Below are 25,937 nucleotides of genomic sequence, written 5' to 3' on the forward strand. Positions count from 1 at the left end.
ATCCTCTTTGTCGAATGGGACTGGTCCCTATCTATTGTATCGGATAGCGTGGCATAACCGTTGCTATGGCGTACAAGCTGATGAAGAAAATCGCACAATGAAAAAGGCCGGATTTGCCGAACTGAATGCGGTGGCCATCGTGGCCGAAACGCGCAATTTCCGCGCTGCCGCCCGCGAGCTGGGCATGTCGGCCTCGGCGGTCAGCCATGCGATTTCGGTCCTGGAGACCCGGCTCGGTGTCCGGCTGTTCAATCGCACGACCCGCAGCGTTTCGTTGACAGAGGCCGGCGAGCAGTTCCTCGGCAAGGTCGCCCCGGCGCTCAAGGCGATCGGCGATGCGATGGACAGCGCATCGGAAGCTGCCGATAATCCGCGCGGGCGGCTACGGATCAATACCTCGCCGGAGGGCATGCGCGGCCTGTTGATGCCGATCCTTGCGGAATATCACAGCCGCTGCCCGGATGTGCATATCGATGTCGTCAGCGAAGGGCGCGCCGTGGACATTGTCGCAGAGGGTTTTGACGTGGGCATCAGGTTGCGCGAGTTGATACCCCAGGACATGGTCGCCATTCCGCTGACCCTCCAGGAACGTTTTTTCGTGTTCGGCGCGCCGTCCTATTTCGAGCGGCATGGCGTGCCGGCGGTGCCCGCCGATCTGCTGCGCCATGCCTGCCTACGGTTGCGGCTGCCCAGCGGAACCGTCTACCGCTGGGAATTCGAGCGCCACGGTGAGGCGTTCCGCATCGATGTGAATGGGCCCATGACATTGCAGGACATGGGCATGATGCTGGAGGCGGCGGTGGCCGGCATCGGTCTTGCCTACATGACGGAACGGCAGGCGCAAGCGGATCTCGCCGCCGGGCGGCTGGTGGCCGTGCTCGATGAGTGGACACCGCCATTTGCCGGGCTTTGCCTGTATTTTCCGGGCCGGCGCCATCTGCCGCCGGCCGTGCGGGTCTTTCTCGATGTTGCGCGTGACATGGCCCGCGCGGCGCCCTATCAGGCGTGATCGCGAATCTGAGTCAAGGTTCTGGTCGGGGTGATGGCTTCCGGGTCGAGCTTGATCTCGATGATCGACGGCTTGCCGCTCAAGCGGGCGCGGGCAAAGGCGCCGGCGAAATCCTCGGTTTTTTCCACCGTCTCGCCATGGCCGCCATAGGCTTTTGCAAAAGCCGCAAAATCCGGATTGGTCAGGCCCGTGGCGCTGACGCGGCCGGGATATTCGCGCTCCTGGTGCATGCGGATCGTGCCGTAGATGCCGTTGTTGACGATCACCGTGATGATCGGCAGCTGGTAGCGCACCGCGGTTGCAAATTCCTGGCCATGCATCATGAAACAGCCGTCGCCGGCAAAGCAGATCACTTCGCGGCCCGGAAACAGCTGCTTGGCGGCAACGGCGGCCGGCAGGCCGTAGCCCATCGAGCCGGAGCAGGGGGCGGCCTGGGTATTGTAGGCGCGGAACCTGTGGAAGCGATGCACCCAGGTGGCGTAATTGCCGGCGCCATTGGTGAAGATGGTGTCGTCGGCGGTATTGGCCTCGATCCAGTCCATGATCGGCCCCATCTGAACCGGGCCCGGGCCGGTCTGCGGCGGTGTCGACCATTCGCGGTAGGCGACATGCATGGCGGCGGTCCGGCTGGCCCAGACGGGAACCTCGGGCGCTACCATGCCCTTCAGGGCCTCGACGAAATCGGTCGGTGCGGCACAGATCGCCAGATCCGGCCGGTAGACGCGGCCGATTTCGGACGGGTCCGGATGCACATGCACCAGGGTCTGCGAGGGGTAGGGGATATCCATCAGCGAATAGCCGGAGGACGGCATTTCGGAGAACCGGCCGCCGATCAGCAGCACCAGGTCGGCCTGCTTGATTTCTTGGGCCAGCGCCGGGTTGATGCCGATGCCGACATCGCCGGCATAGCAGGAATGGGTGTGGTCGAACAGCATCTGGCGGCGGAACGAGCAGCCGACCGGCAGCTGAAAACGGGCGGCGAAATTCTGGAAGTCGGCGACCGCTTGCTCGCTCCAGCGGGTGCCGCCGAGAATGGCGATCGGCCGCTTGGCGCCGGTCAGCAGAACGCGCAGGCGCTCGATCTGGCTTGGGCCGGGATGGCTTTCGACCGGCAGATAGGGTTTGGCCTCCGGCGCCTCGACCTCGTCGACCAGCATGTCCTCCGGCAGGGTGAGGACAACCGGGCCGGGACGGCCGGAGGTGGCGATGGCAAAGGCGCGGGTGACGAATTCGGGGATGCGGCGCGCGTCGTCGATCTCGCCGACCCATTTGGCGAATTCGGTAAAGGCGCGGCGATATTCCACTTCCTGGAAGGCTTCGCGCTCGCGCGCCTCGCGCTGCACCTGGCCGATGAACAGGATCATCGGCACGGAATCCTGCCGGGCGATATGCAGGCCGGCCGAGGCATTGGTGGCGCCGGGACCGCGGGTCACCATGCAGATGCCCGGTTCGCCGGTCAGGCGTCCCCAGCAATCGGCCATCATCGCAGCGCCGCCTTCCTGGCGGCAGACGAGGGTTTCGATATCGCTGTCGTGCAGGGCATCGAGCACTGCAAGATAGCTTTCGCCGGGAACGCAGGCGATGCGTTTCACGCCATTGGCCTGCAGCGCCTCGACAATCAGTTGTCCGCCGGTTCTCTTCATTTCGAAGCCTTTCTTTCGATCTCCGCCAGTTCGGCGAGTATGTCTTGCTGGTCCTGTCCAAGCCGCGGGCTCGGGCGTTCGTAACGCAGCGGCGTTTGCGACAGTACGATGGGGCTGCGCACGCCGGGGATTATCGTGCCGTCGATATCGGGCAAATCGATGCGCAGTTCGCGGGCCTTGACCTGCGGATCGTCGAACATTTCGGCAATCGAATTGATCGGTCCGGCCGGCACGGCATTCTGCTCGCAGGCAGTCAGGAGGTCGCGCTTTGGCCACTTTTCCGTCTCCACGGTCACCAGCTGGCGCAGGTCGATGCGGTTGGCGACGCGCGCCTTGTTGGTGGCAAACCGTTGGTCGTCGGCCACAGCCTCGATGCCGAGAATGCGGCAGAGGCGGCGGAACTGGCCGTCATTGCCGATGGCTAGAATCAGGTAGCCGTCGGCGGTGGGTACGACCTCATAGGGCGAGATATTGGGATGGGCATTGCCGAGCCGCGACGGGGCGGTGCCGGAGACCAGATAGTTCATGTTCTGGTTGGCCAGCACGGCCGACTGCACATCGAGCAGCGCCATGTCGATATGCTGGCCCTCACCGGTGCGCAACACATGGATCAGGGCGGCCTGGATGGCGGTGACGGCATAAATGCCGGTGAAGATGTCGGCAATCGCCACGCCGGCCTTCATCGGCTGGCCGTCCGGCTCGCCGGTGATCGACATGAAGCCGGACATGCCCTGGACGATATAGTCGTAGCCGGCAAAATTGGCATAAGGCCCGGTCTGGCCGAAGCCGGTGATCGAGCAATAGATCAGTTTGGGATTGACGGCCTTCAGGCTGTCGTAGTCGAGGCCGTATTTGGTCAGGCCGCCGAGCTTGAAGTTCTCGATGACGATATCGGCGCTGGCGACCAGCCGGCGGACGATGTCCTGGCCGGCCTCGTCCTTCAGGTCGACGGCGATCGACCGCTTGCCGCGGTTGGTGGCGTGGTAATAGGCGGCCGACAGGTTTTCGCCGTTGGCGCCTTCGACGAAGGGCGGCCCCCAGGCGCGGGTGTCGTCGCCGCCATCGGGATTTTCGACCTTGATGACATCGGCGCCCATGTCGGCCAGCATCTGGCCCGCCCAGGGGCCGGCCAAAACGCGCGCCAGTTCGATGACGCGAATGCCGTTAAGAGGGGCCGGTTTCCTGTCTGTCTCTTGCATATCCGTGTTCCTCAAGGCGCAATGGCGGTGCCGGCAGCATCCGAGACCGGCTTGCTGGCAAAGCGGCGCTCGCGCCAGATGATGTAAAGCCCGGAGCCGATGATGATGGCAATGCCGAGCCATTTGATGGGATCGGGGAAGTCGCCGAACACCAGCCAGCCCAGCAGCGTTGCCGTGACGATTTCCAGATATTGCAGCGGCGCCAGCGTCGAGGCCGGGGCGGCGCGATAGGCATAGACGCCGAGGATGCCGGACACGGCGGCGCTGAAGCCGACGCAGAGAAGCCAGAGCAGGGCTTGGGCGTCGGGCAGGACCGGGTCGAAGACAGCCGAGCCGGTGCCGCTGCCGAGCGTCAGCAGCACCACGCAGAAGGCCAGGCCCCAGAGGCCGGTCTCCACCTGCATCGACCAGGGATCCTGGGTGTGGGCCATGACCCGCGTCAGGATGGCCGATATGGCGATGCAGAAGGCGGTGACAACCGGCAGCAGGGCGATGTAGCCGACTTCCTGGAAACTCGGCTGAATGACCAGCATGGCGCCGAGGAAACCGACGGCGCAGGCGGTGTAGCGTCGCCAGCCGATGATTTCTTTGAGAAAGATGCTGCTGAGAATGGTGAGGATGATCGGCTCGACGAAGAAAATGGCGATGGCGTCCGCCACTTCCATGACCTTGAGCGTCATGACGAAGCAGACCATGGACATGGTGATGACGCCGCCGCGCAGGGCATGGAAGCCGCTGCTGCGCAGGGTAAAGCGTGGCCAGGCGCCGCGCCAGACGAAGATCGGCAGCATGAACAGGATCTGCAGCAGGAAACGGGCCGCGGTGATTTCAGCGGCGGGTACGCTCGAGGTGGCAAGCTTGGAAAAAATGTCGATGAGCGGCGCCATCAGCACGGTCAGGACCATGAGGATCATGCCGGTCATCACATCCGGTGCGGCGGCAGTCCTGCTCCGGGCGGGCGGATTGGCTCCGGGGGAAATGCTCATGTCGGCCTGTTCTCGCTTGCGGTGTTCGACAGCCAGCCGCGGGGCCGCGCGGGGTCCTGTGCAACTGTTCTTCCTATAGCGGCCGTCAAGCGCTTGCGCACTTGAATTTCTGTCATGGGTTCATTCCGTTTCGGTCGCCTTTTCGGCCTTGATGCCACCGATTGCCAGGGCTGAAGGGCTTTGGTCATGAAAACGCGGGAGGGCCTACGGCGCGCCCGGCGGCGATCTGCGGGCCGGAAGACAAGCGTCAGGCGGCCAAAAGGCTTTTGTCGCACCAGGCCGAGAAATCCTCGACGGCCTGTTCCCAGCCGATTTCGTTCAGGGTCTCGTGGCGCATCTCGTCGTAGATCCGCGTCGTGACATGGCGAAGGCCGTGGCGCTTCAGACGGTCGGAGAGCCAGAGGATCTCGCGGCCGCCGCGGGTGGCGGGGTCCTGGCCGCCGCCGACCAGATGGATCGGCAAATTTTTCGGCAGGCGCGAAAGCATGCCAGAGGTGGGGGCGCGAAAGGTCAGGTCCAGCACGTCGATCCACATGGACACGCTGGCATCGAAACGGCACAGCGGATCGCTTGCATATTTGTCGACCTCGCCCGGATCGCGCGACAGCCAGTCGAATTCGGTGCGGCGGTTGGCAATCGATTTGCCCCAGGCTTCGAAGGTCGCCTTGGGCATGAGGCTGCTCGGCACATCGGAGCCTTTCAGCATGCGCTCGACGGCGAGCAGGCCGCGTGCCGCATGGCCGGCGAGGCCCGGATTGAAATTGGAATTCCAGATGGCCAGCGCCTGGAAGGCCTGGGGATGGGTGACCGCGGCATTGAGCGCGATCAGGCCGCCCATGGAATGGCCGAACAGGATGACCGGCAGGCCGGGATTTTCTTGCCGCACCATGTCACGCATGGCCTTCACATCGGCAATCACCTTGTCGACCCCGTCCTCGCGGGCAAACCGCCCGAGCGGAGCCTCGTCCGATTCGGTCTCGCCATGGCCGCGATGGTCATGGGCAAAGACCTGGAAACCACGCCCGGCCATGGCAGTTGCAAAGCGCTCATAGCGGGCGGAATGCTCGATCAGGCCATGGCAAATCAGGAGCGTGGCGCGCGGAGGACCAAGGGGCAGAGCACAGTGATAGGCGAGCAAGGCCCCGGTGGGGCTCGAGAACCGCCGAATTTCGGAAAACATGCCATCCTCCAGAATAATGAAAATTAGAAAATGTGATTTTGTTCTATGACGCAATGGCAATAGCGCATTTGCGGGCCCATCAACCCGTTCTGTCCCCAGTTGTACGACCGGCGACCACCTGCGATGGACAAACGCTGACGGTTTCCCCTGTGTTCCCGAGGTGGGGTGGGTTGCGGATTGGCGGTGTTAGCGATCGAGAGTGGCGGATAAATGTACGAATTGCGGCATCTGCGATTGCCCCGGTCGTGGGTTTCGCCTACATAGCGGGCAAATCCCCTTATCCCTTGCGGAGCAGTTTAGCGATGGCACGTCAGTTCATCTATCATATGTCGGGACTGAACAAGTCCTACGGCGCCAAGAAAATTCTCGAAAATGTCAACCTGTCCTTCTATCCCGATGCCAAGATCGGTATTCTGGGCCCGAACGGCGCCGGCAAGTCGACCGTGCTGCGCATCATTGCCGGCCAGGACAAGGAATTCACCGGGGAAGCCTGGCTCGCCGAAGGGGCAACCGTCGGCTACCTGGAGCAGGAACCGCATCTCGATCCGAGCAAGACCGCCTTCGAGAACGTCATGGAAGGCGTGGCCGACAAGACGGCCGTTCTCGAGCGCTACAACGAACTGATGATGAACTATTCCGACGAGACCGCCGACGAAGGCGCCAAGCTCCAGGACATCATCGACAGCCAGAACCTCTGGGACCTGGAACAGCAGGTCGAGATGGCGATGGAAGCGCTGCGCTGCCCGCCGAAGGAATCCGACGTCACCCTGCTGTCGGGTGGTGAACGCCGCCGCATCGCGCTCTGCCGCCTGCTCCTGTCGCAGCCGGACCTGCTGCTGCTCGACGAACCGACCAACCATCTCGACGCCGAAACCATTGCATGGCTGGAAAAGCACCTGCGCGCCTATCCCGGCGCCGTGATGATGATCACCCACGATCGCTACTTCCTCGACAATGTCACCGGCTGGATCCTTGAGCTCGACCGCGGCCGCGGCATTCCTTACGAAGGCAATTATTCGGCCTACCTGACCGCCAAGGCCAAGCGCATGCAGCAGGAAGCCCGCGAAGATGCCGGCCGCCAGAAGGCGATCAGTCGCGAACAGGAATGGATCGCCTCCAGCCCGAAGGCGCGCCAGGCCAAGTCGAAGGCGCGTATCAAGTCCTACGAACAGCTGGTGGATGCGGCCGAGAAGCAGCGTCCCGGCGATGCGCAGATCATCATTCCCGTGTCCGAACGTCTCGGCCAGGTGGTCATCGAGATGGACGGCATCACCAAGGGCTTCGAAGGCCGCACGCTGATCAGCGACCTGTCGATCAAGCTGCCGCCGGGCGGCATCGTCGGCATTATCGGCCCGAACGGCGCCGGCAAGACGACGCTGTTCAAGATGATCACCGGCCAGGAAAAGCCCGATAGCGGGTCCGTGCGGATCGGCGACACCGTGCATCTGGGCTATGTCGACCAGAGCCGCGATGCGCTGGATGGCTCCAAGACCGTCTGGGAAGAAATTTCCGGCGGCGCCGAGATCATCAAGCTCGGCAAGTTCGACATGAACTCCCGTGCCTATTGCGGCGCCTTCAACTTCAAGGGTGGCGACCAGCAGCAGAAGGTCGGCAATCTCTCGGGCGGCCAGCGCAACCGCGTGCATCTGGCCAAGATGCTGAAGGCCGGCGGCAACGTGCTGCTGCTCGACGAACCGACCAACGACCTCGATACCGAAACGCTTGGTGCGCTAGAGACGGCGCTCGAAAACTTCGCCGGCTGCGCGATCATCATCAGCCATGATCGCATGTTCCTCGACCGGTTGGCCACGCATATCCTGGCCTTCGAAGGCGACGGCCATGTGGAATGGTTCGAAGGCAACTTCGAAGACTACGAGCAGGACAAGGTCCGCCGTCTGGGTGCCGATGCGCTCAACCCCGGCAGCCAGGCCTATAAGCGCCTGACCAGATAAACCATCCCGTCATCGAGACTTGGGATGAACAGAGTGAAGTTCGATCGGGCCGTGCATTGGCAAATGCACGGCCCTTTTCTGTTTCGGCGGTGGCTGAAAGCGGAGTATCGGCGCGCGACTACCCTTGCCTAATTCCTTTGTCCTGTTGGTGCGAACCTTGCCTTTCAAGACCTCGTCGCATCAAATTACGGTCAGCTACATTACCGTTTTAATTAATTATCAAATAATAAGAAACATTCTGACCTTTGAAGGACAATGGATCGTTTGACTGCTCGTCTGTAGAGCAGTCCGATCCTTGTTGCGGCTTGGGGGAATACATCATGCGTCTCATCTCTGCTTTATCGTTTAAGACCCTTTTAACCAGCCTGGCCGTGGTGCCGTTGCTGGCGGCCGTTGGGCTCGGGGCGATCATGAGCTCGGATGCTCTTGAAAATTACAGAAAAATGTCGAATGCGGTGACCCTCGATCGACTGGCCCGGGCCGGTGGCAGCCTGCTGCTGACCATGCCTGTCGAAGGAGCGGCGACACTTGCCAATCGAACGGAGAAGCGGCAGGCGACCGACGCTGCCTATCAAGAAGCGATCGATGCCTATGATGCCGTCGTGGCGGCTGGCTATAACGATCCGATCATGAATGGATTCAAGACCCGACTGGTCGATTATTATGGCAAGATCGGGGAATTCCGGGCGGCCGTCGACGCAGACAAGGTCGATCCGATCATGCCGTTGAAATATCTTCAGCCGATTTCGGCCATGGGAATGGAAATGACCGGCCGGGCCGCCGGCTTGGTCGATGACCGGGGGCTGTCCCAGGCCATCCAGGGCTATTTCTCCCTGCTGGAAGTCAACGATTCCTATCTGATCATGAACCGTATTGGCCAGGTCTACAACAAGGTTGGGGCGTTGAACGCGAATGAAGCGGCGCGGTTTCATGCCGGCTATAACCAGTCCCTGATCTATGCAAAGCCAATGCGGGAATTTCTCCCCAAGGCGCTGATGGATCAATATGACGGTTTCTGGCAGACCGGCGAGGGGGCGGCGATTCAGAAAAAGATCGAGGCCATGGCGAACAATCAGACCTATACGCCGGCCGCGGGCGATCTGGACGCCTGGAATGCCGCGATGGTCAAGCGGCGTGATTTCGTCGCCGGATTGGCCAAGGCCACGGCGGAGGATCTTGGCGCGCTTGCGGCCCGCGAGCTTGCCGAAGCGCAAAACTCGCTGGTCCTCATGCTGACGCTGCTGGGCGTGCTGGTCACCGTGACCATGGTGTTCAGCGTGTCGGTGCTGCGGACTCTGTCGGGCGCGATCCACCGCATTTCGGCGCGGATGCACGCGCTGGCCGAAGGCGACAAATCCAGCGTGATCCCCTATCTCGATCGTCGCGACGAGATTGGCGGCATTGCCCAGTCCGTGGAATTCTTCCGGCAGGCCGCGCTGCGCAACGACGAACTGGAACTGGCCGCTGAGGAAAACCGCAAGCTCGCCGAGCGGGATCGTATCGAGACGCAGCGCCGTATCGAGGCGGAGGCCGAAGAACGGCTGACGCGGGCGACCGGGGCGCTGGCGAGCGGCTTGCAGAAGCTGGCCGCCGGCGATCTGCTGTGTGAGATCGCGGAAGAGTTCGCGCCGCAGTTCGAAGCGCTGCGCCACGATTTCAATACGTCCGTCAGCCAGTTGCGCGCCACGCTGGTGGCGGTTGGCGGCTCGGCCTCGGTGGTGTCGGGCGGCAGCAGCGAAATCTCGCATGCCTCGGACAATCTGGCCAAGCGCACCGAGCAGCAGGCCGCTTCGCTGGAAGAGACGGCCGCTGCGCTCGAGCAGATCACCGCCAATGTGACGGCTACCTCGAAGCGGACCGGCGAGGCGCGCGATCTGGTGCGCGATACCCGAAGCCGTGCCGAACACTCCGGCGTCGTGGTCAACAATGCGGTGTCGGCCATGGAGCGCATCGAACACTCGTCGCGCCAGATCGGCCAGATCATCGGGGTGATCGACGAGATCGCCTTCCAGACCAACCTGCTGGCGCTGAATGCCGGTGTTGAGGCCGCGCGAGCCGGCGATGCCGGCAAGGGTTTTGCCGTGGTGGCACAGGAAGTGCGCGAATTGGCACAGCGTTCGGCCAATGCCGCCAAGGAGATCAAGTCGCTGATCTCCAATTCGGAAGTGGCCGTCAGCGAAGGGGTCAAGCTGGTCAACGATACGGGCGAGGGGCTGACGGCGATCGCTGGTCTCGTGCAGTCGATCAATGCGCATATGGATGCGATTGCCACGGCAGCGCAGGAACAGTCGGTCGGGCTTGGCGAAGTCAATACCGCCGTCAACCACATGGACCATGCGACGCAGCAGAATGCGGCGATGGTCGAGGAGATGAACGCGGCCGGCGCCGGTCTGGCGCAGGAAAGCGGCAAGCTGGCAGACCTGCTTGGCCAGTTCCGCACCGGAGACGACCGCCAGCGCCAGACCCAGACCCGCCAGCAAGCCTATGCGCCTGCCGCCCGTGCCCCCGCTGCTCCGGTGAGATCCGCAGCACGGCCGGCCGCATCGTCCCGGCAGACCTATGCCACGCAGGGCAATGCCGCGCTGAAGGGCGAGAGCTGGGAAGAGTTCTGAGTTAGCCTGCGTTCAGGCGTAGACATGATACAAGCGGCCGTCATCGACGGCCGCTTTTGCGTTTAGAGGGTGGCAAAGGTCTCTTGCGGTCAGAAAACGCTTGCGCATCGAGCGCTTACGACATAAAGATATCTTTATGTCTTGATTGGATCGAAAGCTGCAAACTGCATGACCTTTGGTGTGGATGAACTCGTCGAATTGCTGAAGGCTGCCGGAGAGCCGACGCGGTTGCGGCTGCTCGCCCTTCTGGCGGCGGGCGATCTCACCGTGTCCGATCTGACCGAAATTCTCGGCCAATCGCAACCCCGCATTTCGCGGCACCTGAAACTCCTGACCGAGGCCGATCTGATCGACCGCTATCAGGAGGGCGCCTGGGCCTATTTCCGTCTTAAGCAGGACGGGCGGGCCGCCAACCTGGTTCAGATGCTGCTGATGTCGGCCTCCTCCGCAGATCCGGTGCTGTTGCGGGACGGGGAGAGGCTGACCACGGTCAAGAAGGCGCGCGCCGAGCGGGCCCAGGAGTATTTCAGCCGCAACGCTGCCGAATGGGACGAATTGCGCCGCCTGCATGTCGATGATCGCGATGTCGAGGCGGCCTTGATGCGGCTGATCGGCTCGGAGCCGGTCGAGGCCCTGCTCGACCTTGGCACCGGGACCGGCCGGATCCTGCAATTGCTGGAGGGGGTCTATCGTCGCGCCGTTGGCATCGATGCCAGCCGCGACATGCTGGCCGTCGCGCGGGCCAATCTCGACAAAGCCGGGATTCTGAAGGCATCGGTTCGCCAGGGCGACATTCTCAACCTGCCGCTCGACGGCGCGGAATTCGATGTGGTGGTCATTCACCAGGTCCTGCATTTCCTGCTGCAGCCGGAACTGGCCCTGCATGAGGCCTCGCGCATGCTGCGGCCCGGTGGCCGTCTTGTCATCATCGATCTGGCGCCGCATCGGCTGGACTACCTGCGCGACGACCACGCCCATGTCCGTCTCGGCTTTTCCCATCAGACCATGGGGGAGTGGCTGGCCAAGGCCGGTCTCAAGGTCGAACAGGCCGTCGATCTCACGCCGAACAGCAATGGCGCGCAGGCCCTGACCGCGACGATCTGGGTGGCCCGGCAGGGTCGCGCAGCCTCGCTTGCGCCGGCCGATGCCGATGTACTACCAGCCTCAGTGGGGGGGAATTGAATGCTACGCGATCTCAAGAGCCCGGCCAAGGCGCCGCATCTGCGGCTGTCCTTCGAGTTTTTTCCGCCGAAGTCGGAGGACATGGAAGGGCAGCTCTGGGCTACCGTTGGCGACCTGGCCGGCTGGCAGCCTGACTTCGTGTCGGTCACCTATGGCGCCGGCGGCTCGACCAGGGCGCCGACCCTGTCGACAGTGCGGCGGCTGATTGCCGAGACCACCCTGCCGACGGCGGCGCACCTGACCTGCGTGAATGCCACGAAGGAGGATGTGGCCCATGTGGTCGAGGAGTTCCGGGCAGCCGGTGTCCGGCATTTCGTGGCGCTGCGCGGCGATCCCGCGGGTGGCGTGGGAACGGCCTACCAGCCGCATCCCGGCGGTTATGAGAATGCGGCCGCCCTGGTGGGGGGCCTGCGTGACATCGACGATTTCGAAATCTCCGTGTCTGCCTATCCGGAAAAGCACCCGGAAAGCCCGGATGAGGCCGCCGATATCGACATGCTGAAACGCAAGGTCGACAATGGCGCGACGCGGGCGCTGACACAGTTCTTTTTCGACAACGATATTTTCGAGCGTTACCTCAACCGCGTGCGGGCGGCGGGCATCACCATTCCGATCGTGCCCGGCATCATGCCGATCCAGAACTTGACCCAGTTGAAGCGCTTTGCGTCGATGTGCGGCACCACCGTGCCGGCGCGGCTCGATCCGCGCTTTGCCGGACTGGATGACAAGCCGGAAGAGCGAACCAGGGTTGCCGCCGAGGTGGCCGCCGAGCAGATCGAGGATCTGGTGGCGCGCGGCGTTGGCGAATTCCATCTCTACACCATGAACCGGGCGCCGCTGGTCAATGCGACGCTTTCGCAACTGGGATTGGTTCGTGGCGATACGGCGCGCCGTTCGTCGGCCGGCGATTCGGCGGGAGCCGCTGCCTGATCGGCAAGCTGTCCGGAGATCAAACGGGAACGGGCGCATGCAATGCCTGCATGCGCCCGTTTTCTTTACTTAAACTGCTGTGTCAGTTCTGCCCGAGACGGACCACTTTCTATCGGCCTCCCGGCTTTCGTTCATGCGTATGTCTCAGATGAAGAGCATCGTTGCAATGAATACAAACGCCGCACCGACGATCAGGACGTTGAGAGAATGTGTAAGTCCCATCTCTGCCTCCTTGCGTTGACCGTTAAATAATATGTCTGTTTTGTGTCGTTTGAAAAGGAAATTCTGTGCTGCGATGCAGCGCCCGGCAGTGGATAACTCCTGATAACGGCGCCTAACGCAGTGAAATATTTCGAGAAAGACCGAATTTAAAATGCGGGCTTATCCGTTAACAAATTCGGCACCGTGGGGCTGGTCGGGCCGCCGATTGTCCTGATGCGATGCGGTTGTGTGCCGGGCTGGCCTTACGCTCCGGCTGGTCTTGCGCGCCGCAGCAGCCGCCCGTCCAGCACGAGAAGACCGGTGCCGATCAGCAGCATGCCACCGATATCGAGCAGTTGCAGCCGTTCGCCAAGGAACAGTGCACCCAGCAGGATGGCGCTCGGTGGCACCAGCAGCGTCACCAGCGAGGTATTGGTGGCGCCGGCCAGCGCCATGATGCGGAAGAACAGGATATAGGCAAAGGCGGTGGACACCAGGGCCAGCGCCAGGATCGACAGAACGGCCGACAGCGGCGGCATGGCGAGGTGGAAGGGCTGGTCGACGATCAGCGACACCGGCAGCATCATCAGGGCCGATGCCGTCAACTGGCCCGTTGCCGTCACGGGTGCGGGTATGCCTTTGAAACGCTTACCGAAAATTCCGGCGAAGCCGTAACTGATGGCGGCCAGCAGCGGCAGGCTGACGGCCCAGAGCGGTACCGACGAGGCATCGAGTACGCTTGGGCCGATTAGCAGGACCGTTCCCGCCAGACCCAGCAGGCAGCCGGCGATCTTGGCCGGCGTCAGCTTCTCGTCCGTCGTCAGGCTATTGGCGATCAGCACGGTCCAGATCGGCGTGGTGGCGTTGAGAATCGAGGCGAGGCCGGCGCCGATCTGTGTCTGGCCCAGGAAGATCAGGGTATGGGGAATGGCATTGTTGATCAGGCCGAGCAGCAGAAAGGACCGCCAACGGCTCTTCAGGAGGTCGTAGAGGCCGAACCGGCCGCGCAGATAGAGATGCAGGGCGAGCGCTGCCAGCGACAGGCGCAGGAAGACCAGGGTAAACGGCGGCACATGGGCAACCGCAATGCGCGCGAAAAAGAACGAGCCGCCCCATAACAGGCCGAGCAGCATGAGCAGCGCCCATGTCTTGGAATTCAACTGGTTGGCAGCAGCAGCGGGCATGAGACTCTCCTTCGATCACGCCGCAGATTAGGAATAGGCTGACCCATTTGCCACCCGAAACCTGCCGTGCATGATGCTGCGGACAAAAGAATCGCTGAAAGGAACAGGATACTGGACGCAACAGTGACGGAAAGCGTAACGCATGCCGCCGGCCATGGCACGGCCATGCTCGGCATTGCCATCGTGGTGGCGGTTGCGACGCTGCTCGGCTTGGTGTTTCTGTGGCTCCGGCAACCGCCGCTGGTTGGCTTCATCGTGGCCGGCGTGGCGCTCGGACCGACCGGGGCGGGGCTGATCTCCAATTCCGACAATGTGGCGCTGCTCGCCGAAATGGGCGTGGTCGTGCTTTTGTTCTTCATCGGCATGGAACTGTCGGTCAAGGCCTTCGTGCTCAGCCTGCGGCAGGCGCTGCTGGTCACCGGCGGGCAATTGCTGGCGGCCATGGCGCTGGCCGTGGTGATCGGGCAGGTGATCCATGCCTCGGTGTCCGAGACCATCATTCTAGGCTTCGTCATCGGCATTTCATCGACCGTGGTGGCGATGAAAATGCTGGAAGAGATGGGCGTGCTGCGGGCCAATGCCGGACGGGTGGCGGTCGGCGTGCTGATCGCCCAGGACATTGCCGTCGTGCCGATGCTGATCTTCGTCGCCGGCATGGGCCGCGGCGAGGCGGATTATGTCGGTATCGCCATCAAGGTCGCCGTGGCGCTGTCGCTGCTCGGCGGCTTGCTGTGGTGGTTCGGCCGCCATGGCAAGATCCGGGTGCCGTTTGCCGAGCGGGTCGAGGACAAGATCGAGATCCTGGCGCTCGGCTCGCTGGGGCTCTGCTTCAGCGCCGCGTCGCTCTCGGGCGTTGCCGGCCTGTCGCCGGCCTATGGCGCCTTCCTGGCCGGGTTGCTGGTCGGCAATTCGACGCTTCGAAGCCGTGTCATCCCGGTCATCGAGCCGATCCAGAGCGTGTTGCTGGTGGTGTTCTTCCTGTCGATCGGCCTGCTGATCGACCTCAACTTCATCTGGGCCAATCTCTGGCGGGTGCTGCTGGTGTCGCTGCTGGTGATTTCCGCCAAGACCGTGCTCAACATCTTCCTGTTGCGCCGCACTGGGTCGGATGCGCAGACGGCGCTGATCGCCGGCCTGTCGATGGCGCAGGTCGGCGAGTTCTCCTTCGTGCTGCTGGCGGCCGGCTTTTCGGCGCAGGCGATCAACAGCGAGCTGTTCCGCCTGTCGATTGCCGTAACCGCGGTGTCACTGCTGTTCTCGCCGCTCTGGGTCAGCGTCATGCACCGGCTGGAGAATATCGCCAGCGGCGGATTGAAGGACTATCGCCATGCGCTGGCGGTGGCCTATGCCCACGAGCTACACGAGATGAGCCGCGGCCGCGCAGCGCTGGCGGGCGGCCTGCACTGGCTCAACGTGCGCTACCGGGCGATCCGGCTGGCGCTCTATCACCGCCGCGCGGCAGATCGGCGCGACCGCGGCGAGAGATGATCCCGCCGCGGCCGATGTGCAGATGGGATCGGCTCAGAGAGCGCTCAGAAGGGCAGGGGTCGGCCAGCCGTCGGCCGGAATGCCGAGCCGCTGCTGTTCCTTCTGGATGGCGGTGCGGGTGCCGGCACCGAGGATGCCGTCGATCTTGCCGACATCGTAGCCGAGGCCCTGCAGCTTGGTCTGCAGCGCCTTCATCTCCTCGTCGGACAGACCCTGTTCCGGATTGCCCTTGAGATAGGGTTCGGCCCCCATCAGGCGGGTGGCGAAATAGGCCGCCGAGGTGGTGTAGATGAACGACTGGTTCCATTCGAGATAGATGCCGAAGTTCGGATAGGTCAGGAAGGCCGGACCCTTGCGGCCCTGCGGCAGGACGATCGAGGCATGCAGGGCGCCGAACCGGGTATTGCCGTCGCGCGGCGTGACGCCGAGCGCGAACCAGTCGGCCGCCGTCAGGCCGCTGTCGAAGCCGGTCTTTTCCCAGGGCAGGTTGTCGGGAACGGTGATTTCCTGGATCCACGGTTCGCCGCGCGTGAAGCCGAGATGTTCGATGAACTTGGCGGCGGTCAGGATGGCGTCGGGCGAGCTTTTCTTGACGTTGACATGGCCGTCACCATCGCCATCGATACCGAAGGCGACGATGTCCTTTGGCAGCATCTGCACCTGACCGATTTCGCCGGCCCAGGCGCCGGTATTGCTCGCCGGATCGACATCACCATGTTCGACCATGGTGATCAGCGCCATCAGCTGCGGGCGGAAGAGTTCCGGGCGGCGGCAGTCATGGGAAAGCGTGACGAGCGCGTTGCGGGTGTTGAAATCGCCCTGCACGGCGCCGAAATCGGTTTCCATCGCCCAGAAGGCGGCGATGACGCCGGCCGGCACGCCGAATTCGCTCTCGGCCCGGCCGAAGACCTCGGCATATTGCTTCATCTTCTGGCGACCGATGTCGAGCCGCGCCTGGCTGACGGTGCGCTTGGAGAATTCCTGGAAGGTCTGCTTGAAGACGCCCTGGGCGCGGTCGCGGCCCAGCACCTTCTGATCGATCTGCGCTCCGGCAAGGGTGGCGTCGATGGCGGACGCGGACGCGCCGGACGCTGCGGCTTCAGCCTTCACGCCGGCGAAGAAAGTCGCGAGGTCACCGCCGCATTCGGCCGCACTGGCCGCGACTGTCGAGGAGAGAAAGGCTGCAAGAGCAGCGGCGATGGTCAGACGATGGGCGCGGGGCATTCGAACATCCTTGTTTCTGTCGGCATAGCGTTCTTCTTCAAAAGCATTGTGACGGAAGCAAGGAGTTTGGCCAAACAACTGCATGGCGCAGCATTCTATTATGCCGACCGGCGTGTTGGACTGCTGTGATGGATGTTGCGGCCGGCCGATGTCTGCTGCGCTTACTGCTTGGAGACGGCGGCGACCCAGCTCTTCCAGTTCTTCTGGGTGCCGGCAAAGACATTGATGTCCGTGTCGCCCTTGATGCCCGGCACGACGCCGGTCGAGGTATATTGCCAGAACGCCCAGCGCCGATCGGAATAGATCTCCTGGGGATGCTGCGCCACGGCGCGGACCCAGAAATGGTAATCCTTGAACTCGCCGACCAGGTTGTCGCGGTGGAAATCGACCGAGGTGTAGATGATCGGACGCTTGCCGTAATAGGCCTCGATGCGGTCCATGAAGCGCTGCATTTCGGTGCGCACGGTCAGCGGGCTCGGCTGGTACTTGCAGGTCTTGGAGGTGTGGTTCCACTCGACGTCGAGCACCGGCGGCAGATGCATCGAGGCCTTCGGTACATTGCGGATGAACCAGTCGGCCTGCTCGTCGGCGGTCGAACAGAAATAATAGAAATGGTAGGGCGCGTGGGCAAGGCCGGCGGCGGCTGCCTTTTTCCAGTATTCGTCGAACTTCGGATCGACCATGTCCTTGCCTTCGGTCGCCTTGATGAAGACGAAGGAGACGCCGGATTGCTTGACCTTGCCCCAATCGACATCGCCGTTCCATTTCGACACGTCGATGCCGTGTACAGCGTGAAGGTTCGGGGTCTTGGCGCCGAAATCCTGGGGATCCTTGTCGGCGAAGCGCGGCGGGATCGATGCCGTCTCCATGAGATCATAGTTGCCGGACGTGCAGCCACTCAGAGCCAAGGACAGGGGCAAAAGCGCCAGGAGAAGCCACCGCATCGCTGATCCGTTCGTTGCGATTGAAAATATCCCCCGATGCAGCGCGCACACACGCAATGACAAAAGAGGCGCTAGTCCCTTTTTGCCGCTATCATCGTAAAAAATTCGTTATTTTCAACTGCTTTATCGGCTTCAGGTGCGAATTATGGCGTGCCAGGCATAGCCGCGGCCGATTTTCTCGAAGTCCAGGTGCAGGCCGGCCCGATCGGCGCGGCTTTTCAGCGCCTCGTGCAGATCTTTTCGCGGCGTCACATGAAAGCGGGCCAGCCACGCCTTCAGGAAACGTCCGAAACGCGGCGGCAGACCTTCCTGCTGGCCGAAGTCGACGATGTGCAGGGAGCCGCCCGGCGCCAGGGCTGCGAGCCCGGCGTCGACGGCCTTTTCCCAATCGGGGATCATCGACAGGGCATAGGAGATCAGCACCCGATCAAAACCGCTAAGGCCGAATTCGGAGGCCTCAAACGCGGTGGCATCGGCGACCTTCAGCACGGGCTGCCGGGCCTTGCCGCGGAAATTGGCGCGCGCCGAAGACAGCATTTCGGCAGAGATATCCAGGCCGTAAAGTCTGGCGGTCGGGTAGAGCTTATGGGCCAGAAGCAGATTTCGACCTGTGCCGCAGCCGATCTCCAGGACGGTGCCGCCCTCGGGTGCGTCGAGGCGGACGATCGCCCGGTCTCGTCCGAGCAGGTAATATTTGCGCGTCAGGTCGTAGATATGGCGCTGATAGCGGTACATGCGGTCCATGCGTCGCGCATGGCCGGTGCTGGAGGGGTCGGCAATCGTCCCGGCGCCGGTCATGATGCGCGCTTCTCGTAGATGTGGAAACCGCCATAGATGGCCGAACGATCGAGGCGATTGAGCTCTTCGGAGCGTTCCGGCAGATAGGTCCACTGGTCGAGCAGGGCGGGCGACAGCCGGCCGTCAAGCACGCTTTTTTCGGCCGCCGTGCGGAAGATGACGCGGGCCGAAGGGGAAGACGTGCGGGTGATCTCGGTCCACAGGTCGTTCAACTGGCCATCGGTCATCCAGTCCTGCGCATCGAGCAGCACATAGCGGTCGACGCTTTCCGCCGGTTTGCCGGCCAGAAGTTCGGTGAAGCTGGCGTGATGAACCGTGACGCTGTCGGTGTGCTTGCGGATCGCCGCATAATGCTCCGGCCGCAGATAGGTCGGAAGCGTGCCTTCATGGGACTGCGGATAGCGGCGGGCAAAGGCCTGCCAGGCGAAATAGTTGTCGCGAATGGGGAAATGGCAGGCGAGCTTCTCCAGCCGGCCGCGCAGCACCGGAGCAATGGTGCCGCCCTCAGAGAGGCTGGCCAGCTCGTCATACTGCTGGGGCGGGATGCCGAGGCCGAACAGCGAACTCTTGCGGCTTGTCATCCAGCGGATGACCGGACGCTCGAACAGCGGAGCGATGCGGTCTTCGAAGAACTGGCGCTGCTCGCGCAGCGAACGCGCCTTGGTGATGTCCTGCAGCTTGACGCCATGCAGGCGGGCAATGACGTGGCCGGCGCCGATGAAGCGGCCGAGCAGACCGGTGCGGTAGAAGTTGCGGTTGAAGGCGGTGATACGGCGGCGGCCGGTCAGGCCGCGCTTGTTCCAGTAATCACGGGTCGCGCTGTCGAGATGGGGGGCGATGTAGCGGTCGAAGGAGCGGCTGTTGGTGCTGACGCGGTCGGCGCCCAGATGCCGCACGACGGCGCCATGGTCCGGCAGGTGGCGAAACGCCGCCAGTTTCAGCCGGTTGAGGGCGATGTGATGGGGATTGAGGTCGACTACGTCGATGCGGGCCGGCTCGCAGGACAGATAGGCCAGCATGTTGCAGCCGCCGGAGCCGATCGTCACGATGCGGTGGCCGGGACCAAGCTCCATGGCCGCCATGTCGACATCGGGATCTTCCCAGATCTGCGGGTAGACCAGGCCTGAGAACAACAGGCCGAACAGGCGCTCGGAAAAGCCGTCCTTCGAAAGCGCCTTATGTTGGAGCAGCGCGCTCTTCAGTTTGTGGTTCTTGCCAAAGCCAGCGTCCGGAGCAACATCGGTCATGGTGTATTAGCCTTCCCGTTCGAAGTTCACGGCGTTTAACCCGGCAGTGCTACAGTTTGATGACGAGGGATGTGCATGGCCGTTATAGGACGGTTGTGCCTTTGTTATTGTAGCTCGCGAACCGCGTAGTAATAACGAAGCTTTAATCGCTCGTATCGTAAGGTTTCGCTACAGTTTCGGGGGCGATTAACATGATGTTAAATGCGTTTCTGCCGACGTCCCGTATACGATATGTCTTCGTGGGCTCGGCAATAGGTGCGGCGATGCCGCTTTTGATATTTTCGGCCATGGCCTTAATCGACGGGCCGTCTGCGGCTATAGACCTTTTTCGAATAAGTCCGGGCCATATCGCCACGGTGGCGCTGGCCGCTGTGCTTGGCATGGGGTTCGGCCATCATCAGGACCGGCTTCGTCAGCGGATCCAGGACCTGGAGCGAGACGAGCAAAGGCTTCTGTACGAGGCGAGGCACGATCGGCTGACCGGCTTGCCCAATCGGATGGCGCTGGAACAGGAGTTGCAGCGCTTTTTGGAGGCGCGGGATCGTCGATCCGCTACGGCGGTTTTGCTGCTTGATCTGGATCGCTTCAAGTCCGTCAATGACACGATGGGGCACGATGCGGGCGACGAGTTGCTGATTGCGCTCAGCAGGCGTCTGGCCGCGCTGCTCGGCGAGACGGGGCAGTTGTTTCGCCTGGGCGGCGACGAATTCGTGGCGGTGGGCGGCAATGTCGTCGACAGGGCCGATATCGTGACATTGTGCCAGCGCATCGAAACCGATGCCGGCGCGCCGTTCGACCTGTTGCGCGGCCGGGTGGTCAGCGGCGTCAGCATTGGCGTGACCTTTGTCGAGGCTGCGGATTGCGGCATGTCGCAGATCCTCAAGCGGGCCGATCTTGCCCTCTACAAGGCCAAGGAAGCCTTTGGCTCGACCCATTTCTTCTATTCCGTCGAGATGGCCACCGAGGCATTGCTGGATATCGAGACCGAACGGGATCTGGCGCGCGCCCTGCAGGACAATGAACTGTTCCTGGAATATCAGCCGATTATCGGCGTCGAGAGCGGTGCCGTGCGTTCGCTCGAAGCGCTGCTGCGCTGGCAACATCCACAGCGCGGCGTGATCGCGCCCGGCGTCTTCATTCCGCTCGCCGAAAAGACCGGCATGATCCTGGCGATCGGCCGATGGGTGGTGAAAAACGCCTGCCTTGAAGCGGCAGGCTGGCCATCGCCGACCGGTGTCGGCGTCAACGTGTCCGGCGACCAGTTCAAGGACCGCGGCTTCGTCGCCTATGTCAGGGACTGCCTCGAGGAGGCGGGACTGGCGCCCGGCCGGCTGACGATCGAGGTGACGGAGTCCGTGTTTTCGGTCGACATGCAGGTGGTGTGCGAAAGCCTGACGGCGCTGCGCGCCATGGGGGTTCGCATCGCGCTCGATGATTTCGGCACTGGATTCTCGTCGATCAACAATCTGAAGATGTTTCCGCTCGACCAGTTGAAGATCGACCGGTCGTTTGCCAAGGAAATGCTGGAAAGCCAGCGCGACGCCCATCTGGTCGATCTGATGCAGAAACTGTCGACCACCTTTCAGATCCACACGACGATCGAGGGAATCGAAACGGAGCAGCAAATGGCCTTTGTGCGGACGCTCGGGATTTCCGAGGCGCAAGGCTTCCTGATTTCAAAGCCGGTGCCGGCTGCCATGGTCGGCTCCTTGCTGCTCGCTCACCCTCAGCCGGCTGCCCTGGTCGGCTGAGCGGCGTGCCGATCTTTGCGTGAAATGTCCGGCGCGGTCTTTCGCCTGTAGCATTTTCCTGCTTGCATGCCTTTCTCTTCGTGGAAGGAATGGTCATGCGGATTGTTCGTCGGGTGCTGCAGGGCTTTGTGCTGGTTTTCGTCATGCTTCTGACCGGCGTGATCGCCTGGCTGTCGCTGGCGCCGCCGGAACTGCTGCGCGTCGGAACCGGCTATGCGGCCAAGATCGTCTGCTCGAATGTCTTTCTGGCCAAACGCGACGGGGCTCAAGTGCTGGCGCAGGATGTGCAGGCGCCCGGCCATCCGCTGCTGCGCACCGTGCATGTCGACGTCGACCGCGAGCGGGGACGCGTCACAGCCAGGATGTTGCGCGTCTTCGCGCCGGCGACTGCCGTCTACCGGGAGGGGCTCGGCTGCGCCAATGTAGCGGACGGCGGCGATCTGCAGACGGTTCTCGATGCGCCGCCGGTCGCTCTGCCGCCGTTGCCGGCCGCGGCGCACGGCCTGTGGCCGGCTGGCGGTGATCGCATTGTCAACGATCCGCGCCTGGGCGCTCTTCTCAGCGACCCGGATCTCATCGGGCGCGGCATGCGCGCCGTCGTCATCGTCAAGGACGGTCGGCTTGTCGGCGAGGCCTATGGTCCGGCCTTTGACCGCGACACGCCGCTGCTCGGCTGGTCGATGACCAAGACCGTCAATGCCGCCATTCTCGGCCGGGCGGTGGCCGAAGGCCGCCTCGATCTCGAGGCTCAAGGGCTTTTCCCGCAGTGGAGCGACGAACCGCGCGCCGCCATCACGCCCGCCGATCTGATGGCAATGCAGAGCGGCTTGCAGTTCAACGAGGACTACGGCGGCGTCACCGACGTGACGCGCATGCTCTATCTCGAGCCGGATATGGCAGCGTTCTCCGGGGCCATGCCATCGGTTGCCGATCCCGGCACGGTGTTCAACTATTCCTCCGGCACCAGCGTCATGCTGGCGCGCCTGTGGATGAATACGTTCGAGGATCCGGCTGCAGCACTCGCCTATCCGCGATTGGCCCTGTTCGCGCCGCTTAGCATGACCAGTGCGGTGATGGAGACAGACCAGGCGGGAACTTTTGTGGCGAGTTCCTACCTCTACGCAACAGCGCCGGACTGGGCGCGGTTCGGGCAATTCCTGTTGCAGGACGGTGTGTGGAATGGCGCGCGTCTGCTGCCGGCCGGTTTCGTGCAGTCGATGCAGGCGCCAACTCAGGCTTCGGGCCGCAGCTATACGAATGGGCAGGCCTGGCAGGTCGGTCCGGGTAACGAGCCGGACGAGCGGTTCGGGCTGCCGGGCGATGCCTATTGGGCGCTGGGCCATGACGGCCAGTCGATGGCCATCGTGCCGTCGGAAAGACTGGTGGTGGTTCGATTGGGCCTTACGCCATACTCGGTCGGCTATCGGCCGCAGCCTTTCGTCAAGGCGGTGATCGACGCTTTGAAGTGATGGTCAGGGCTGCAGGACGTGCAGCATGCCCTTGCTCTTGGCGTCGTAATAATAGCCACGGGCATAGAGGCGGACCGCATTGTCATTGCTGTTGTCGGCCACCAGCCAGGCGCCACGCAGGTATTTCGCGGCATATTTGATATTGGTCTCGGCATCGAACAGGCCGGCGGCGGGGCCATCGTAACCCATCGACTTGGCGGTCGCATATTTGATCTGCATCAGGCCGTAATGGCCGCCGTTGAAGGCAGCCGGATTGTAGCGGCTTTCACGATGCACGACGCGATGGATCAGCGCTTCCGGCATGTCGTAGATCTTGGCATATTTGCTGATCAGGCCATTCAGCGCAGTCGGTCCGGACAAAGCGGCGGCGCCCGGGGCCGGGGCGATGATCTGCGGGGCGGCCGGGCCAGACAGGTCGTACTGGTTGTCGATCGCGGCCAGCGAGCCACCCTTGCTCGGCGCGGCATAGGCCAGCATGGTGGCGGTAGCCGGCTTGGGGGTCGGTACGATGGACTGGACGGCGGATATCTCGGCTGTCAGTGTCGTGTCGGTCGGGGCGACCATGGCGGTCACCAGGCCATTCTGGGCCGAGGCCACGGCCACAGCTGCGGTCGGTGTTTCGGCGAGGACCGCGGCATTGGCGGTGTCGACGGGGGTTGCGATCGCCGGAGCAAGGGCCAGCGATATCTCGCTGCCGGGCTTGGGAGTCGGCAGAAGGACGGCGACTTGCGTGCCGTCTTCCAAGTCATACATCGCCGGTGCGGTGACGACCGCGGCCATATCGGTCGATGGTGCCGGGGTGGTCGGCGTCGCCTTGAGGTCGGCCTTGTCCGTTTCGTTCATGGCCGTGCAGCCTGAAAGAGCGGTCATCAGCACGACTGCCAAACCCGGAGCGTAGCTGCTTTTCCAATTCACCATCATGCCGATCACCGTCGTTTCACGAATCTTTTGATCGCCGCATAAAGCGTGATCACAAAGCGTTCATAGTCCAAAGGTTAATATTCGGCAAGGTGGACGACTGTCACGCGGCGATCTTGCGATAGCCGGCCGTCACGGCACCGGCCGCGATCAGCATGGTGCCGCCGGTTTTGTTGACCACTCGCTGGGTCGAAGCCTTGCGGATAAAGCGCCGGGCGCGATCGGCGACGAGCGCATAGACCGTGGCATTCAGCATGGCGAGGATCACGAAGGTTGCCTCGAAAATCGCGATCTGCGGCAGGAAGGGCAGCGACGGGCTGATGAATTGCGGAACGAAGGCGACGAAGAACACGATGCTCTTGGGGTTGAGCGCGGTCACGATGAAGGCATGGCCGAAGATCTTCAAAAACCGCTGCTGCGGCAGATTGTCGTTGTCGGCCAGGTGTCCCTCGATGATCGGCGCCCGCCACAGGCGGATGCCGAGAAAGACGAGATAGGCGCCGCCGATCCATTTCAGCACCATGAAGGCCGTGGCCGAGGTGGCCAACAGCGCGCCGACGCCGGCAATGGAGGCGGTCATGGCCACCAAATCGCCCAGGGCGACGCCTGTGACGGTCGCAAAGGCGGTTTTTCGGCCGTGGCCGAGCGCATAAGACGTCACCAGCAGGATCGTCGGGCCTGGAATAGCCAGCATGATCGCCGATGCCGCGGCAAAGGCTAGCCAGTGTTCAATGGACATGATGTTCACTCCCTCGCATCATAAAGAGCAAGCCACCATTTGCCGGAGTCGTCAATTGGCAGGATCGTATTTTTGGCCGATGAAATCCATCACCTCCCCAAACCAGGGGGTTTTGACATCGAAGGCCTTGCCGCCCTGGATGCGCGAAAATTCGATGGCACGCAGCTTGCCGCCCTGGTCCTCGTCATGGCCGGTGACGCCGGATACCTTGTTGAGGCCGCTTTCGACAGCCAGGTCGACCATGCTCTGGATCAGGCGCAGGTCTTCGTAATTGGCCGGTGCCGAGCGGGCATAGTAGCCTGATTTCTGCACCATGGAGCGTTCGGCATCGAGCAGCTTGGCGAAATGCTTCTGGAACCAATTGCCGACATTAATGGTGTCAAGCTTCACATGGCCGAAGGCGTCGCGCTTGATGTCCTCGCCGGCGGCTTCGCGATCGGCGACGATTTCGTTCATGCAGGCGCCCTCCGAGACGAACAGCGTCACGAAGCCGCAGCGGTCCATGATGTCCTTCAGGCGCTCGGCTTCGGCATCGAGGTCGAAATGGGTCTCGGGCAGGTAGATCCCGTCAATGTTCTTCATCTCGGTGTTCATCATGAAGCCGTCGATATATTCATTGTGACGGGTGCGCTGGATATAGGCGCGGGCGGTGGCCGCGGTCAGCCAGCCGCAATGGCGGCCCATGACTTCGTGGATGACCAGCGAGCGCGGTGCGGCACTCTGCTCGTTGGAGACGTGGTCGAAGAAGCGGGCGCCGACTTCGGCAGCCGTCCAGGCGCCGAGCGACTGGCGGATCGGCACGACATCGTTGTCGACTGTCTTCGGCAGGCCGACCACGGTGAGGTTGTAGCCATTGGCGCCGAGATAGGCGGCAAGGTCGGCAGCCGTCGTGTTGGTATCGTCACCGCCGATGGTGTGAAGGATAGTGATGCCGTCCTCGGCCAGCCGTTCGGCGGCAACGCGCAGCGGATTTTCACCTTCCTTGACCAGGCCGCGTTTGACGCAGTCGGCCGTGTTGGTCAGCTTGACGCGGCTGTTGCCGATCGGCGAGCCGCCGTAGCGATGCAGCACATGGGCCTTCTCGCGCATCTCCTTGGTGATCTCGATCTTGTAGTCCATCAGAAGGCCGCGATAGCCTGATTTGTAGGCGACCAGCTCGACGTCGGGGTCGATGTCGGTGTAGCGCTCGATCAGGCCGCCCACTGCGGACGAGAGGCAGGGAGCCAGACCGCCGGCGGTCAGCATTGCGACTTTCTGTTTGGCCATTATTCCTCCTTGGAC

The 25,937-nt window shown here is 62.7% G+C and carries 20 protein-coding genes; 8 read left to right on the forward strand and 12 right to left on the reverse strand.

The genetic code is table 11. The annotated features are described in order from the left end of the window. The first annotated feature begins 97 nt into the window (after positions 1-97). Positions 98-1,009, forward strand: a complete 912-nt coding sequence (locus HGO38_RS00520) for a LysR family transcriptional regulator (RefSeq protein ID WP_250953966.1) — start codon at positions 98-100, stop codon at positions 1,007-1,009. On the opposite strand, the gene HGO38_RS00525 is transcribed toward HGO38_RS00520, so the two are convergent. The 4 genes from HGO38_RS00525 to HGO38_RS00540 all read right to left on the reverse strand — a co-directional run bounded on the left by HGO38_RS00525 (position 1,000) and on the right by HGO38_RS00540 (position 6,017). Beyond that, positions 1,000-2,652, reverse strand: coding sequence for a thiamine pyrophosphate-binding protein (locus HGO38_RS00525; RefSeq protein ID WP_250953967.1), 1,653 nt, complete (start codon positions 2,650-2,652; stop codon positions 1,000-1,002). The two genes, HGO38_RS00520 and HGO38_RS00525, sit on opposite strands and share 10 nt — an antisense overlap. Further along, positions 2,649-3,851: a succinate--glutarate CoA-transferase gene (gene caiB / locus HGO38_RS00530; RefSeq protein ID WP_250953968.1), complete on the reverse strand. Its 1,203-nt coding sequence runs from the start codon at positions 3,849-3,851 to the stop codon at positions 2,649-2,651. Before caiB ends, HGO38_RS00525 begins: the two co-directional genes overlap by 4 nt. Before the next feature lie 11 nt (positions 3,852-3,862). Next, positions 3,863-4,837, reverse strand: coding sequence for a DMT family transporter (locus tag HGO38_RS00535; protein ID WP_250953969.1), 975 nt, complete (start codon positions 4,835-4,837; stop codon positions 3,863-3,865). Positions 4,838-5,084: 247 nt separating this feature from the next. Next, entirely contained in the window at positions 5,085-6,017 is a 933-nt protein-coding gene (locus HGO38_RS00540; RefSeq protein ID WP_250953970.1) for an alpha/beta hydrolase, read from the reverse strand. Between the two features lie 302 nt (positions 6,018-6,319). Here HGO38_RS00540 and ettA point away from each other — a divergent pair, with 302 nt between their 5' ends. The 4 genes from ettA to metF all read left to right on the forward strand — a co-directional run bounded on the left by ettA (position 6,320) and on the right by metF (position 12,693). Further along, entirely contained in the window at positions 6,320-7,969 is a 1,650-nt protein-coding gene (gene ettA / locus HGO38_RS00545; RefSeq protein ID WP_250953971.1) for an energy-dependent translational throttle protein EttA, read from the forward strand. 320 nt (positions 7,970-8,289) lie between these two features. Next, positions 8,290-10,581, forward strand: coding sequence for a methyl-accepting chemotaxis protein (locus tag HGO38_RS00550; RefSeq protein ID WP_250953972.1), 2,292 nt, complete (start codon positions 8,290-8,292; stop codon positions 10,579-10,581). Positions 10,582-10,749: 168 nt separating this feature from the next. Continuing rightward, positions 10,750-11,763: an ArsR/SmtB family transcription factor gene (locus tag HGO38_RS00555; protein ID WP_250953973.1), complete on the forward strand. Its 1,014-nt coding sequence runs from the start codon at positions 10,750-10,752 to the stop codon at positions 11,761-11,763. Beyond that, positions 11,764-12,693, forward strand: a complete 930-nt coding sequence (metF, locus tag HGO38_RS00560) for a methylenetetrahydrofolate reductase [NAD(P)H] (RefSeq protein WP_250953974.1) — start codon at positions 11,764-11,766, stop codon at positions 12,691-12,693. Between the two features lie 464 nt (positions 12,694-13,157). On the opposite strand, the gene HGO38_RS00565 is transcribed toward metF, so the two are convergent. Then, positions 13,158-14,078, reverse strand: coding sequence for a DMT family transporter (locus HGO38_RS00565; RefSeq protein ID WP_250953975.1), 921 nt, complete (start codon positions 14,076-14,078; stop codon positions 13,158-13,160). Between the two features lie 123 nt (positions 14,079-14,201). Here HGO38_RS00565 and HGO38_RS00570 point away from each other — a divergent pair, with 123 nt between their 5' ends. Further along, positions 14,202-15,566: a cation:proton antiporter domain-containing protein gene (locus HGO38_RS00570; protein WP_250953976.1), complete on the forward strand. Its 1,365-nt coding sequence runs from the start codon at positions 14,202-14,204 to the stop codon at positions 15,564-15,566. Between the two features lie 33 nt (positions 15,567-15,599). On the opposite strand, the gene HGO38_RS00575 is transcribed toward HGO38_RS00570, so the two are convergent. The 4 genes from HGO38_RS00575 to HGO38_RS00590 all read right to left on the reverse strand — a co-directional run bounded on the left by HGO38_RS00575 (position 15,600) and on the right by HGO38_RS00590 (position 19,779). Continuing rightward, positions 15,600-16,790 carry a lytic murein transglycosylase gene (locus HGO38_RS00575; protein ID WP_250953977.1) on the reverse strand — a complete coding sequence of 397 codons (1,191 nt, stop codon included), beginning with the start codon at positions 16,788-16,790 and terminating at the stop codon, positions 15,600-15,602. 161 nt (positions 16,791-16,951) lie between these two features. After that, positions 16,952-17,734, reverse strand: a complete 783-nt coding sequence (locus tag HGO38_RS00580) for a glycoside hydrolase family 25 protein (RefSeq protein WP_250953978.1) — start codon at positions 17,732-17,734, stop codon at positions 16,952-16,954. Positions 17,735-17,866: 132 nt separating this feature from the next. Further along, complete coding sequence (locus HGO38_RS00585) at positions 17,867-18,532, reverse strand: class I SAM-dependent methyltransferase (protein ID WP_250953979.1); 666 nt, start codon at positions 18,530-18,532, stop codon at positions 17,867-17,869. Continuing rightward, positions 18,529-19,779 carry a BtaA family protein gene (locus tag HGO38_RS00590; protein WP_250953980.1) on the reverse strand — a complete coding sequence of 417 codons (1,251 nt, stop codon included), beginning with the start codon at positions 19,777-19,779 and terminating at the stop codon, positions 18,529-18,531. The genes HGO38_RS00585 and HGO38_RS00590 overlap by 4 nt, the downstream gene beginning before the upstream one ends. A 263-nt stretch (positions 19,780-20,042) precedes the next feature. Here HGO38_RS00590 and HGO38_RS00595 point away from each other — a divergent pair, with 263 nt between their 5' ends. Together HGO38_RS00595 and HGO38_RS00600 are read left to right on the forward strand one after the other, a co-directional pair. Then, positions 20,043-21,530, forward strand: a complete 1,488-nt coding sequence (locus tag HGO38_RS00595) for a putative bifunctional diguanylate cyclase/phosphodiesterase (protein WP_250953981.1) — start codon at positions 20,043-20,045, stop codon at positions 21,528-21,530. Between the two features lie 95 nt (positions 21,531-21,625). Next, entirely contained in the window at positions 21,626-22,999 is a 1,374-nt protein-coding gene (locus HGO38_RS00600; RefSeq protein WP_250953982.1) for a serine hydrolase domain-containing protein, read from the forward strand. Positions 23,000-23,002: 3 nt separating this feature from the next. Here HGO38_RS00600 and HGO38_RS00605 read toward each other — a convergent pair whose 3' ends face one another. From HGO38_RS00605 to HGO38_RS00615, 3 genes are all read right to left on the reverse strand, one after another. After that, positions 23,003-23,869 (reverse strand): lytic transglycosylase domain-containing protein, encoded by an 867-nt coding sequence (locus HGO38_RS00605; protein ID WP_250953983.1) that lies wholly within the window; start codon positions 23,867-23,869, stop codon positions 23,003-23,005. 151 nt (positions 23,870-24,020) lie between these two features. Further along, entirely contained in the window at positions 24,021-24,656 is a 636-nt protein-coding gene (locus HGO38_RS00610; RefSeq protein ID WP_250953984.1) for a LysE family translocator, read from the reverse strand. 51 nt (positions 24,657-24,707) lie between these two features. Continuing rightward, positions 24,708-25,922 carry a pyrophosphate--fructose-6-phosphate 1-phosphotransferase gene (locus tag HGO38_RS00615; protein WP_250953985.1) on the reverse strand — a complete coding sequence of 405 codons (1,215 nt, stop codon included), beginning with the start codon at positions 25,920-25,922 and terminating at the stop codon, positions 24,708-24,710. Positions 25,923-25,937 lie beyond the last annotated feature (15 nt).

The sequence above is a fragment of the Rhizobium sp. CG5 genome, from assembly GCF_023701945.1.
Classification (GTDB): Bacteria; Pseudomonadota; Alphaproteobacteria; order Rhizobiales; family Rhizobiaceae; genus Allorhizobium.